Annotated in this window: 16 protein-coding genes; 15 read left to right on the top strand and 1 reads right to left on the bottom strand. The window is 32.3% G+C overall.

Features of this window, described 5'->3' with window-relative positions:
* Positions 1 to 2: 2 nt before the first annotated feature.
* The 15 genes from atpG (at position 3) to HUE87_RS08555 (ending at position 11922) form a co-directional block, all read left to right on the top strand.
* Positions 3 to 890, top strand: a complete 888-nt coding sequence (atpG, locus tag HUE87_RS08625; RefSeq protein ID WP_194365859.1) for an ATP synthase F1 subunit gamma — start codon at positions 3 to 5, stop codon at positions 888 to 890.
* Between the two features lie 11 nt (positions 891 to 901).
* Complete coding sequence (gene atpD, locus HUE87_RS08620) at positions 902 to 2293, top strand: F0F1 ATP synthase subunit beta (protein WP_194365857.1); 1392 nt, start codon at positions 902 to 904, stop codon at positions 2291 to 2293.
* A gap of 16 nt (positions 2294 to 2309) precedes the next feature.
* Positions 2310 to 2702: an ATP synthase F1 subunit epsilon gene (atpC, locus tag HUE87_RS08615; RefSeq protein ID WP_194365855.1), complete on the top strand. Its 393-nt coding sequence runs from the start codon at positions 2310 to 2312 to the stop codon at positions 2700 to 2702.
* 3 nt (positions 2703 to 2705) lie between these two features.
* A complete protein-coding gene (locus HUE87_RS08610; RefSeq protein ID WP_194365853.1) occupies positions 2706 to 3272 on the top strand; it encodes a MotA/TolQ/ExbB proton channel family protein in 567 nt (188 codons plus the stop codon).
* A gap of 3 nt (positions 3273 to 3275) precedes the next feature.
* Positions 3276 to 3668 carry an ExbD/TolR family protein gene (locus HUE87_RS08605; protein ID WP_194365851.1) on the top strand — a complete coding sequence of 131 codons (393 nt, stop codon included), beginning with the start codon at positions 3276 to 3278 and terminating at the stop codon, positions 3666 to 3668.
* A 76-nt stretch (positions 3669 to 3744) separates the two neighbouring features.
* Complete coding sequence (locus HUE87_RS08600) at positions 3745 to 4386, top strand: TonB C-terminal domain-containing protein (protein WP_229855106.1); 642 nt, start codon at positions 3745 to 3747, stop codon at positions 4384 to 4386.
* A gap of 2 nt (positions 4387 to 4388) precedes the next feature.
* Positions 4389 to 5639, top strand: a complete 1251-nt coding sequence (gene tolB / locus HUE87_RS08595; protein WP_194365832.1) for a Tol-Pal system protein TolB — start codon at positions 4389 to 4391, stop codon at positions 5637 to 5639.
* 72 nt (positions 5640 to 5711) lie between these two features.
* A complete protein-coding gene (locus HUE87_RS08590; RefSeq protein ID WP_194365830.1) occupies positions 5712 to 6302 on the top strand; it encodes an OmpA family protein in 591 nt (196 codons plus the stop codon).
* A gap of 3 nt (positions 6303 to 6305) precedes the next feature.
* Positions 6306 to 7268: a tetratricopeptide repeat protein gene (locus HUE87_RS08585; RefSeq protein ID WP_194365828.1), complete on the top strand. Its 963-nt coding sequence runs from the start codon at positions 6306 to 6308 to the stop codon at positions 7266 to 7268.
* A gap of 67 nt (positions 7269 to 7335) precedes the next feature.
* Entirely contained in the window at positions 7336 to 7854 is a 519-nt protein-coding gene (locus HUE87_RS08580) for an FKBP-type peptidyl-prolyl cis-trans isomerase (protein WP_194365826.1), read from the top strand.
* Positions 7829 to 8593, top strand: a complete 765-nt coding sequence (locus tag HUE87_RS08575; RefSeq protein WP_229855105.1) for a DNA-binding transcriptional response regulator — start codon at positions 7829 to 7831, stop codon at positions 8591 to 8593. The genes HUE87_RS08580 and HUE87_RS08575 overlap by 26 nt, the downstream gene beginning before the upstream one ends.
* Before the next feature lie 116 nt (positions 8594 to 8709).
* On the top strand, positions 8710 to 9648 hold the full coding sequence (gene fabD, locus HUE87_RS08570; protein ID WP_194365824.1) for an ACP S-malonyltransferase: 939 nt from the start codon (positions 8710 to 8712) through the stop codon (positions 9646 to 9648).
* A gap of 1 nt (position 9649) precedes the next feature.
* Positions 9650 to 10366 (top strand): nitrilase-related carbon-nitrogen hydrolase, encoded by a 717-nt coding sequence (locus tag HUE87_RS08565; protein ID WP_194365822.1) that lies wholly within the window; start codon positions 9650 to 9652, stop codon positions 10364 to 10366.
* Positions 10367 to 10374: 8 nt separating this feature from the next.
* The gene (locus HUE87_RS08560; protein WP_194365820.1) at positions 10375 to 11079 is read left to right on the top strand and encodes a 5'-methylthioadenosine/adenosylhomocysteine nucleosidase; all 705 of its coding nucleotides are present in this window, start codon (positions 10375 to 10377) and stop codon (positions 11077 to 11079) included.
* A gap of 84 nt (positions 11080 to 11163) precedes the next feature.
* On the top strand, positions 11164 to 11922 hold the full coding sequence (locus tag HUE87_RS08555; protein WP_194365818.1) for a PP-loop family protein: 759 nt from the start codon (positions 11164 to 11166) through the stop codon (positions 11920 to 11922).
* Here HUE87_RS08555 and HUE87_RS08550 read toward each other — a convergent pair.
* Positions 11912 to 12403 carry a hypothetical protein gene (locus HUE87_RS08550; RefSeq protein WP_194365816.1) on the bottom strand — a complete coding sequence of 164 codons (492 nt, stop codon included), beginning with the start codon at positions 12401 to 12403 and terminating at the stop codon, positions 11912 to 11914. The two genes, HUE87_RS08555 and HUE87_RS08550, sit on opposite strands and share 11 nt — an antisense overlap.
* Positions 12404 to 12407 lie beyond the last annotated feature (4 nt).

Below are 12407 nucleotides of genomic sequence, written 5' to 3'. Positions count from 1 at the left end.
TTATGGCAAACTTGAAAGATATTCAAAGACAGATAAAGAGTGTTTCTAACACTCAAAAGACAACTCGTGCTATGAAGCTTGTATCAACTGCAAAACTTCGTCGTGCAGAAGAGTTAGCTAAGCGCTCTCGTCTTTATGCTGCAAAAATGAATCAGGTAATTGCCGAAATAGCTGGACGCATTAAATGTAATAAAGTTGGCGGAATTGATAATCGTTGTTTTGCGAAAATTGAAAATCCAAAAACTGTTGATATTGTTTTTGTAACTGCTGATAAAGGTTTATGTGGTGGTTTTAATATTCAAACTATTAAGGCTGTCAAAAAACTAATTGCAGAATATAAAGCAAAAAATGTAAAAGTGCGTTTACGTGGAATCGGTAAAAAAGGTGTTGAGTTTTTTAAATATAATGAAGTCGAAATGTTTGACTCAGTTATAAATCTTAGTTCAAAGCCTGATAAAGATAAGGCAGACAATTTCATCGAAACTTCTATTGAAGATTTTAAAGATGGAAAAATTGATGCTCTTCATCTTGTGTATAATGGCTATAAAAATATGATAACTCAAGAGTTACATGTAAATAAAGTGTTGCCAGTAGATGCAGATCAGTTTGAATGTGATGAAGTACAAAAATCAATCCTAGCGATTGAAGCTCAAGATGAAGAGAAAATGCTTGATTCTTTGGTTAATAGATATGTAGAATATGCTATGTATTATGCGCTTATTGACTCAGTTGCGGCTGAGCACAGTGCAAGAATGCAGGCTATGGATACAGCTACTAATAATGCAAAAGATATGGTTAAATCATTAAATATTAAATTTAATAAAGCTAGACAAGCAGCTATTACAACAGAACTTATAGAGATTATAAGTGGTGTGGAGTCTATGAAATAATGGAGAAAAATATGATTGGTAAAATAAGCCAGGTTATGGGGCCTATTGTTGATGTTGATTTTGATGGGTATCTTCCAGTAATTAATGAGGCAATTGAAGTTCAAATAAGTTTAGAGGGTTCTGTAAATCGTTTAGTATTAGAAGTTGCAGCTCACTTAGGTGATGGTCGTGTTAGAACGATTGCAATGGATATGAGTGAAGGTTTAGTTCGTGGTATGGATGCTACTGCTACTGGTTCACCTATTAAGGTTCCAGTTGGTGAAAAAGTTCTTGGTAGAATTTTTAATGTAATTGGTGAGACAATTGATGATGGAGAGCAAGTTTCTGACGCACCATTGTGGTCTATTCACCGTGATCCTCCACCATTAGTTGATCAATCAACTACTACGGAGATGTTTGAGACAGGTATTAAAGTTGTAGACTTGCTAGCACCGTACTCAAAAGGTGGTAAAGTTGGACTATTTGGTGGTGCTGGTGTTGGTAAAACAGTTATTATCATGGAGCTTATTCACAATGTTGCTCATGGTCATGATGGTTTATCAGTATTTGCTGGTGTTGGCGAGAGAACTCGTGAAGGTAATGACCTTTACCATGAGATGAAAGACTCGAATGTACTTGACAAAGTTGCACTGTGCTATGGTCAAATGAGTGAGCCTCCAGGAGCACGTAACCGTATTGCTCTAACTGGTCTTACTATGGCTGAGTACTTTAGAGATGAAAAAAGTCTAGATGTATTGATGTTTGTTGATAATATTTTCCGTTTCGCTCAATCAGGTTCAGAGATGTCTGCACTTCTTGGTCGTATCCCTTCAGCTGTTGGTTACCAACCAACTTTAGCTCGTGAAATGGGTGCATTACAAGATAGAATTACATCAACTAAAAATGGTTCAATTACTTCTGTTCAAGCTGTTTATGTTCCAGCCGATGATTTAACTGATCCGGCTCCAGCATCTGTTTTTGCTCACTTAGATGCAACTACAGTTCTTAACCGTAAAATTGCTGAAAAAGGTATTTACCCTGCAGTTGATCCATTGGACTCAACTTCAAGATTGCTTGATCCACAAATTTTAGGTGAAGAGCACTATGGTGTGGCTCGTGGTGTTCAACAAACACTTCAAAAATATAAAGACTTGCAAGATATTATTGCTATTCTTGGTATGGATGAATTATCAGAAGACGATAAAAATGTTGTTGAGAGAGCTCGTAAAATTGAGAAGTTCTTATCACAGCCATTCTTTGTTGCCGAAGTATTTACAGGTTCTCCTGGTAAGTATGTTTCATTGGCAGATACTATTAAAGGTTTCAAAATGATTCTAGATGGTGAATGTGACCATATGTCAGAAAATTCTTTCTACATGGTTGGAAGCATGGATGAAGCAATTGAGAAATCTCAAAAGAAGTAATTCATAAAGGACCCAAATGAGTAAGTTAAAACTTGAAATTCTAACTCCTAATGGTGAAATCTATAATGGTGAAGCTATTAGTGTAACTCTTCCAGGTGAAGAGGGTGAATTTGGTGTTCTTGCAGAACACGCTTCACTTACAACACTGCTTGAAGCTGGTGTAATTGATATAGAAAAAGAAGATAAGTCAATAGAATCAATTTTAATCAACTGGGGTGTTGTTCATGTTGATGAAGAAAAAGTTATCGTGCTAGTTGAAGGTGCTGTAGCTATTCGTGGAGAGAGCGAAAGCGCAATTGCTGATGCACTTGAGGATGCTAAAACACTTATTGAATCTATCAAGGATGACAATCCTGCAATAGCAGCTGTTTCTGCAAGAATTGAATCAGCGGCTCACAACTTATTATAAACAATGATAAACGAAATAACTGATTTTTATCTAAAAAGCCACCCAGTTACATTGGGTGTTTTAGCACTTTTAGCAATCTATTTTATAGTGTTGAATTGGGTTTATTTTTATCGTTATTTTTCTCTTAGTAGTTGGCTTGAGATTGAGAATAGATCTCTAGAGAGCCTTCTAATGGGAGCAACATCAGTTAATCAGCAATCATTTCTATATAATTTTCTAAAAACTAGTTCTAATATTACTAAAGAAGTGTTAAATTTAGGAATGCTTGCTGCAACAAAAGAAGCTACCAAAGGCTTATCTATACTCTCAATCTTTGCATCCACTACTCCGTTTATTGGACTATTTGGAACGGTTGTTTCTATCTTGGATACATTTACACATATAGGACAAAGCAGTGGTGGTATGAGCATTATAGCAAGTGGTGTTTCAGATGCTTTAGTAGCAACTGCTGCAGGTATATTTGTTGCAATTTTCGCATATACGTATCATCAGATACTAAAAAGAAAATCTTTTGAACTAATAAGTTTTATGCAGATGCAAAGTGATGCAATAATAGCTCGTAAAGTATAAAATATGAATTATGATTGGGATGAAAAACCTGAGTTAAATATTACTCCACTAGTAGACGTTATGTTGGTGCTTTTAGCAATTATGATGGTTATTGCACCAAATATGATTTATGAAGAAAAAATAAACCTTCCTCAAAGTTCTAAGACTTCAAAGTTGTCAAAAATACCTCCTGTTCATATTACAATCGATAGAAATAAAAATCTTAAAATTAATAAAGACAGCTATCAGTTTAGCTCATTTATGGATAATTTTTATTTATACACTGTAAAACTAGATAAAAAAGCTACTGTACTTATTAGTGCAGATAAAAGTTTGGATTACGGTGTCGTTATGTCAGTGTTAGCTGCTGTGAAACAAGCAGGATTTTCTGAGGTTTCATTAGCTACTAATGGATAAAAACAACTCCTATTTCTATATTAGTGGTTTTATATCACTATCTCTATTTATATTTTTTTTAATACTATTTATATTTATGGTCACATCATCTGACAAAGTAAAAGCTTTTTCTATAAAAAAAGACAACTATATTTCAGTATCAATTGACATGCCAAAAATAGAACAAAAGAGTTCTGAAAAAATTGTAAGTGAACCAGTAATTAAGAAAAGTGAAACATCAAAAAAGAATGAAGAGCTAGATATAGATAATCTATTTAGTAATGTTTGGACTAAAAGTTTAAAAAAACCACAACAAAAGCCAAAAATAGTTGACATAAGAAGACTACATGAAATCAAAAAACCTATTAGTAAAGCAGAAAATAATAGCGTTGAATCATTATCCAAAAAAGTTGATAAAATTGAGACTAATAAGATTGAGCAGGAGAATTTAAAGAGCTCTACTGCGCTTGAAGTTAATGAATATTTAGCTAAAATTCAAGCCTTGGTATATGAGTACTTCTATCCACCTCAAAATTCTCAGGGAAATAGTGTAGAAGCTGTTATTGAACTTAGTTCTATTGGTAGAGTGTATGATTTTAGAATTTTAAGATACTCATCTAGTACTGAATTGAATAGTGAGTGTGATAAAATTAATAGTAGACTTAGAAGTGTGATTTTTCCGAAAAATCCTGATAATAGCTCAGGAACATATACGATAATATTAAGGTCCGAGGAGTAAATATGAAAATTTTAATTTCATTTTTAATTGCTATAACTTTAGCTTATGCAAGTGATGCAACAATAGAAGTCGTTAAAAAAGTAGATTCTCTTCCAACTTTGGCAGTAGAAGATTCTTCTTTAAGTTACAGCGATACATTTAAAATGATTTTTTTTAAATCAATAGTAGCTGATTTAAACGTAATATCAATATTTAATGTTGATAGACATCATCGTAAAATCGAGTTTGATTCTAGTGATATAGCACAAGAAAATAGAGATATGAATTATGTTTTAAGATATGAGCTTATTGAAGATGATGCTGGCGCCTTAAACATAAAGTTAAAAATAATAAGTAATAGTAATACTGTGTTTAATAAAAACTACAAAGTTAACAATAAAAATATTTATATGTTTCTTTCACACACTATAGCATATGATATTAATAAATTTATGGGTGAACCATCTATTGAGTGGATTAAAAGAAAAGTTATCTTTTCTAGAGTTGTTGCTCCACAAAAAAGCGAATTAGTTATTTCAGATTATACTCTAACATATCAGCATATTGCTGTTAAGGGTGGTTTCAACTTGTTTCCCAAGTGGTCAAATAAAGCTCAAACAGCTTTTTATTATACTTCATTGGATGAAAGAAAGCCAACTTTAAAATATGTTGATATTACTACAGGAAAGAGTGAAGTAATAGCATCTTCGGATGGAATGATGATATGTTCTGATGTAAGTGATGATGGAAAAAGGTTGTTACTGACTAAGGCACCTACCGGACAACCAGATATTTATCTATATGATGTCCAAATGAAAAAAACTACAAGATTGACAAAATATGGCGGTATTGATGTTAGCGGTCAATTTGTAAATAATGAAAATATAATATTTGTATCTGACCGACTCGGGTATCCAAATATTTTTTCTAAAAGAATCGATGGGAGTAGTGTTGAACAGATGGTTTACTATGGAAAAAGTAATGCTGCATGTAGTGCTTTTGGGAAATATATAGTCTATAAAGCAAGAGAAAGCTCTGAAGCGTTTTCCGATAATACATTTAATTTGCATCTTATCTCAACAGAGACAGACTTTATAAGAAGACTTACAGCTGTAGGGGTAAATGAATTTCCAAGATTTTCTATAGATGGTGATGCTATAATTTTTATTAAAAATTATAGTGCTCAAAGTTCTATTGGTATAATAAGGCTAAATCATAATAAAAATTATCTTTTTCCTTTGAAATATGGAAAAGTTCAATCAATGGATTGGTAAAACAGTTTTTATTAAAATATATTAATATAATTCTGGTACAATGATACAAATAAAACTGAAGGTAGTGAAAATATGAAAAGTATAGTAATATCAAGTGTAGTAACGGCACTTTTAATCTTAAGCGGATGTAGTAGTAAGGATCCAGTTATAGACGAAACTAAAACTGAGGTTGTTAGTGAAGTAGCAAAGGACAAAGTGGCTGAAGAAGTTGCACCTGTAGAGACTGAAACTGTATCATCTAGTGAGTCTTCTGTATTAAACGAAAAAACAACGCTAGACGAAAGCAGTAATAATTCTTCAGGTACTGATTCTATGGAAAATATAGAGAAAAACTTTTCATCAATATACTTTGATTTTGATAAGTTCAATGTTCGTTCTGATATGCAAACTAAAGTTTCTGGCGATGTACAATTGGCAAATTCAACAGCAAGTAAATTTTCTATAAAATTAGAAGGCAACTGTGATGAATGGGGAAGTGATGAGTATAACTTTGCATTAGGTCTTAAAAGAGCGAGTACAGTTAAGAAATCTTTGGTTGCAGAGGGTGTTGCTGTCAATCGTATTACAATGGTAAGCTATGGTGAAAGCAACCCTTCATGTACTGATAAAACAAGAGATTGTTGGGCTAAAAACCGTAGAGTTGATTTTAAACTATTACCGTAATTTATGATTAGAAGCATATTAATTGCTCTTTATGCAATATTATTACCTTATTACTTAATCGGTGCAGAACCTTCTGCATTCGGTGCTGGCAATTTAAACAGTCCAGAACCATATGGTTTGACCTCAAGTGAAAAAACACTCTTAGAAAATAAAAAAAATCTTCATAAAGTTGTAGTTAAAAGCAATAATCAGGCTAATGAAGTTGATTCACTAAGAGAAAGAATTGATGGTCTTCAGAGTATTGTTGAAAGCATAAGCTCTTTGTCCCGTCAAAATAAATTAGATTTAAAGTCATTAAATAAAGAGAATAGTGATGAAATAAAAAGTAGTAGTGAGTTTAATAAGCGACTTGCTGATTCAACACAATTAAATAATAATTTAATAAAAGAGAATAATAACCTTATTCTTGTAAATAATGCAGATATCAAAAAGATAAACCTTGCAGTAGTAGAAATAACTAAACTAGTTGATACTATAAACAGTGCTTATGTAACAAAGGCTGAGTTTAATCTGCTTGTTAATGACATCAATAAATTTAAAGATTTAGTATCAAAAGAGTTAAAAGATGATATAAAGCAAAAGAAATCAAGCTTAGAATCAATGCAGAGTGCTGATATTGAGAATGAAGCTAAAAGGTTTTATGATAAAAAACTTTATTCAAAATCATATGAATATTATACCTATTTAATAAAAAGAAATTATAGACCGGCACGTGCACATTATATGTTGGGTGAAATAGAGTATTATAGGAAAAACTATTCTGATGCAATTGCTTACTTTAAAAAGAGTGCATCTCTTTATTCAAAAGCATCATATATGGATATATTGATGTTACACACAGCTATTTCAATGGATAATACTGGAGATAGGAAAAATTCAAAAACTTTCTATAATGCTGTTATTACAAAGTACCCAAATAGTAGTAGTGCTAAAATTGCAAAGAATAAACTTGATTTAGTTAAATAATCGTTATTAATTTAGCTGTATTAGTATTATTATGATAAAATCCAAAAAAATTATAAAAGGCATTAAAATGGCAATCGAAGCAAATCAAATTGTATCAATAGAGTACGAAGTAAATGATGGGAATAGTATAGTAGATAGTAATATTGGCGGAGCACCATTAGTATTTATGTTTGGCAAAGGTCAAATTATTCCAGGATTAGAAAATGGAATAGTCAATATGTCTATTGGTGATAAGTCAGAGTTATTAATAAAAGCTGAAGATGCATACGGCGAATATAATGACGAAGCTAAACAAGAAGTTCCAAAAGATCAATTTGCTGGTATTGATTTAGAAGTTGGAATGAGTCTTTATGGTCAAGGTGAAGATGGTGGTACAGTTCAAGTTATAGTCAAAGAGATTGGTGTAGAGGATGTAGTTATTGATTTTAACCATCCTTTAGCAGGTAAAGACTTAACTTTTAACGTATCTATAAATAATATTAGAGAAGCTTCTGCTGAAGAAGCAATGACTGGAATCCCTGCAGAAAACAAACAAGAAAAAGAAGGTTGTTGTGGTACTGGTGGCGGCGCGGGTTGTGGATGCTAGTTATATAGCAGCTTCTGCTTCATCTGCTCAAGCATTTAAAACTGCCACTCTTTTAAAATCACTAAGTGTAAATTCTCTTATCACAGGAGAACTTGGTGTAGGAAAAAAGAGTTTAGCACACTATATACTCCCAGATGCGCCAATACTTGACGCATCAAATTTTAAAGAACTATTAGTTGCACTTGATAGTGTTAGTGAAATAGTTATTACTAATTTAGAGAACTCACCAAATATAAATAAAATCTTTGATATTGTTACTTCTAAAAATATTAGAGTTATTGCTACAGCAAAAAGTTCTTATTATAATGAGGTTATTGATAAACTCTTTAGTATTAAATTTGATATACCTCCATTATCTCAGAGATTAGAAGATGTTCAACTCTTAATAAAAAAGTTTGTTAAAGAAGCATCAGAACTTTTTTATACTAAGGAAGAGTTTAATATGAAGCATTTTCAGCCTGATTTAAGCCAAAATTCAAACTCTTTGAGACGACAGGTAATGATTAGCTATTTGCTACAAGATATTAAAGATAGTGAGTTAATGGATATTCTGGAGAATTATTTAGTTGATAAACTTGGTTCGAACAGTGATTATAAAAACTTTTTATATTTATATGAGGTACCGCTAATAAAAGCAGGTTTACAAAGGTTCAAATCTCAGCTTCAACTATCTGATAAGCTAGGATTAAATAGAAACACTCTTAGAAAAAAAATATCTGATAATGCAGATTATTTATGATAGAAGTTGTACTCCCTATGGGGTTTAATGTAACTTCGTAATTTTTATAGAATTGGAAGTACTAGAACTCTACTCATAGCCCTTGGCTAAAGAGTGAGTTTAAGCAAAGGAAATAGATGAAAAAAATAGCAATGATATTTGCAGGACAAGGCTCACAAGCAATTGGAATGGGAAAAGATTTTTATGAAAATTCTGAGATTGCAAAAGATATGTTTCAAAAAGCTGGACAAAGAATAGGTGTTGACTTTAAAGAGTTAATATTTGAAGAGAATGATATGTTAGGACAAACGGCTTATACTCAACCAGCAATACTATTAGTTCAAATGGTTGCATATCGACTGTTCAAAGAGGCATGTCCAGATATAAAAGCAGAGTTATTTTTAGGACACTCTCTTGGTGAGTTTTCTGCTTTATGCGCTAGTGGTGCGATTGACTATGTTGATGCAGTTGAGCTTGTTCACAGACGTGGTCAGCTTATGCAAGATGCATGTAGTGATATTGAAGCTGGTATGATGGCTCTTGTTGGATTGGATGATGAGAGTATTGAAAAAGTTTGTTTAGATGCGCAAGTAGATGGGAAAAAAGTTTGGCCAGCAAATTATAATCAAGATGGACAATTAGTTGTAGCTGGATTGAAAGCAGATTTAAGTTCATTAGAGCAAACATTTAAAGATGCTGGTGCAAAAAAAGCCATACTTTTGAATATGTCTGTTGCTAGTCATTGTGAACTATTGTCATCTGCACAAATACCTTTTGAAAGCCTAATGGAGAGTATGATTGAAGATAGTTTTGAAGCTCCAATAATTTCAAATGTTACAACAACTCCATACAATACAAAAACAGAAGCGGTATCATTGCTTAAAGATCAGTTAGTTAAGCCAGTAAAATATAAACAATCAATTGTAGCTATTTCTAATGATGTTGACATAGCTATAGAATTTGGAAATGGTGTTACACTCAAAGGTTTAAACCGTCGAATTGCTAAAGATATGACAACATTAAATATTTCAGATAATGAATCATTAGCTAAAGTGGTAGAGGAAGTTTGTAGCTAATATGAGAGTCACTTTAGTTCAGAGTTCACCTAGGTTAAGTCGTTCTAATCTTCATGATGTTATTCTAACTATAAATGAGTTTAAAGATAGTAGTGATTTAATAGTTTTTCCTGAATTGTCTTTAAATGGTTATCTACTCCAAGATAAGCTTTATGAAGACGCATGGAATATAGATGAACTAAATGAATTAAATACATTAAGTTTGCATGTAGATATTGCAATAGGTGCTGCCATAAGAGATGGAGATAATTTTAGAAATACGGCTCTTTACTTCTCTGAAGGTAAACTACTTTCCAAACATAATAAAGTACATCTTCCAAATTATGGTATGTTTGAAGAAGCTAGATATTTTAAAGCTGGAAATATATTTGAAAGCTTTTTATGTAAATACGGAAAAGTATCTATGGTCGTATGTGAGGACTTATGGCATAAGTCTGTGCATAAAGATTTAATGTCTGAAAACCCTGATTATATTTTGGCTCTTGTAGCTTCTCCGGCTAGAGGATTTAGTGATGATGGTTTAGATATAGAGAATAAGTGGATAGATATAATCAAGACAGTAGCAAAAGAGTGCAGTTCAAAACTAATATTTGTAAATCGTGTTGGTTTTGAAGATGGACTTGGATTTTGGGGCGGAAGTTGCATTCTTGATGAAAACGCAAATGTTATACATAAACTACCTCATTATGAGACAATAACAAAAACATTTAAAATATAAGGAAATATATGAAAATAGCAATAATGGGAGCAATGCCAGAAGAGGTAGCTCCAATATTAGAAAAACTAGGTGAGTACAAAACAACAGAGTATGCTGGTAATAAGTACTATGAAGCATCATATAAAGGTGCAGATTTAGTTATTGCTTATTCTAAGATAGGCAAAGTGTTTTCTACTTTGACTGCGACAACAATGATACAGCATTTTGGAGCAGAAAAACTTCTGTTTTCAGGAGTTGCTGGAGCTATATCACCTACTCTTAAAGTCGGAGATTTAATTGTTGCTACAAAATTGTCTCAACACGATTTGGATATTACTGCTTTTGGACACCCTTTTGGTTTTGTGCCAGAAGGTGCTGTATTTGTTGAAGCAGATAAAAAAATGATAGATATGAGTAAAGAAGTGGCAAAAGAGATGGGTAAAATAGTTCAAGAAGGAATTATTGCTACGGGTGATCAATTTGTTGCTAACGAAGAGAGAAAGAATTGGATTGGTGATACTTTTAAAGCTGACGCTCTTGAGATGGAAGGTGGGAGCGTCGCTGTAGTTTGTAATGCCTTAGATATTCCATTTTTTATACTTCGCGCTATCAGTGATGCGGCTGATATGGATGCTAGCTTCTCTTTTGATGAGTTTCTTGAGACTAGTGCTGTTGAGAGTGCAGAATTTGTTATGAAAATGGTTGACAAATTGCTTGATAATAACGCTAAATGAACAAAGTACATTTAACTATGCCAACGCTAAGTTCTCTTCATCAGATAGCTTATGTACTGATAAACTGTACTTAAAGATTTTACTATGTCAATAAAAATATCAAAAAAAATTATGAGTAAACTTGGTAAAACAAATGCCGAGTTTGATTTAATAGAAGAGGGTGACAAAATTTTAGTTGGACTTAGTGGTGGTAAAGACTCCATTACTATGATTCATGCTATGAAAGAACAACAGTGTAGAGCACCCTTTAAATTTGAATTTTTAGCAGTTACTATTTCTTATGGAATGGGTGAAAATTTTGATGAACTAATAAAGCATTGTAATGAGTATGATATACCACATATTGTTCATAATACAAATGTTTATGATTTAGCAAAAGAAAAAATAAGAAAAAATTCATCATTCTGTAGCTTTTTCTCTCGTATGAGAAGAGGATATATCTATAGTGCTGCACAAGAACATGGATGTAATAAGGTTGCACTAGGTCACCATATGGATGATGCTGCTGAGAGTTTTTTTATGAACTTTATATATAATGGTCAAATGCGTTCACTAGCACCAAAGTATAAAGCAGAGAATGGACTTATAGTTATAAGACCACTTATTCAAATGAGGGAACGTCAATTATCTGCATTCGCACTTGAAAATAATATTTCTACCATAGGTGATGAAGCCTGTCCATCAATGAGGTTTGACGTTAAGATGCCGCATGCAAGAGCAAAGATGAAAGAGATGCTTTTTAAAATGGAAAAAGAGTTTCCAAGTTTGTTTACTAGTCTAAATGCTGCATTTAAAAATATATCTGTTGATAGTTTTTTTGATAAAGAGAAGTTTAGTATTTAGACTCTAAATTTTCTTCATCAAGCTCAATTTGATATTTCTTATCATGAAGTATCTCTGATTTTACAGTTTGTAAAAATTCTAAAATATTTTCCTGGTAAGATATTACATCTTTATCGTGGGATAACACAAGCAATTTTTTAAGTGAATCAATATCAATTTTTTTAGCATATCTAGGAACCATCTTTAAATCTTTTTGAATATTTGCTACAAGAGTGTCTATATCTAAGCCATTGTCATCTGCTACTTTTTTTACAAGCTCTTTTGTAGATAGCATTAAAAGATTTGCTCTATCAGCATCATCCTTATATATACCTAGTCCAATGTTTTTTACTATTTCATAGCATTCTGCTCTCGAGCTTAAATTAGCAGCTATTACAAGGGCAAATAATTTAGCACGAAACTCTAATGAACCATGGTGATGAACAAATAATTCACGAAAAGCACTAAAAAAATGGTGTTTAATTCCAAAACTAGGCTGCATTTTA

The sequence above is a fragment of the Candidatus Sulfurimonas marisnigri genome (genome assembly GCF_015265475.1).
Taxonomy (GTDB): domain Bacteria; phylum Campylobacterota; class Campylobacteria; order Campylobacterales; family Sulfurimonadaceae; genus Sulfurimonas; species Sulfurimonas marisnigri.
This window is presented reverse-complemented; position numbering and strand designations above follow the sequence as displayed.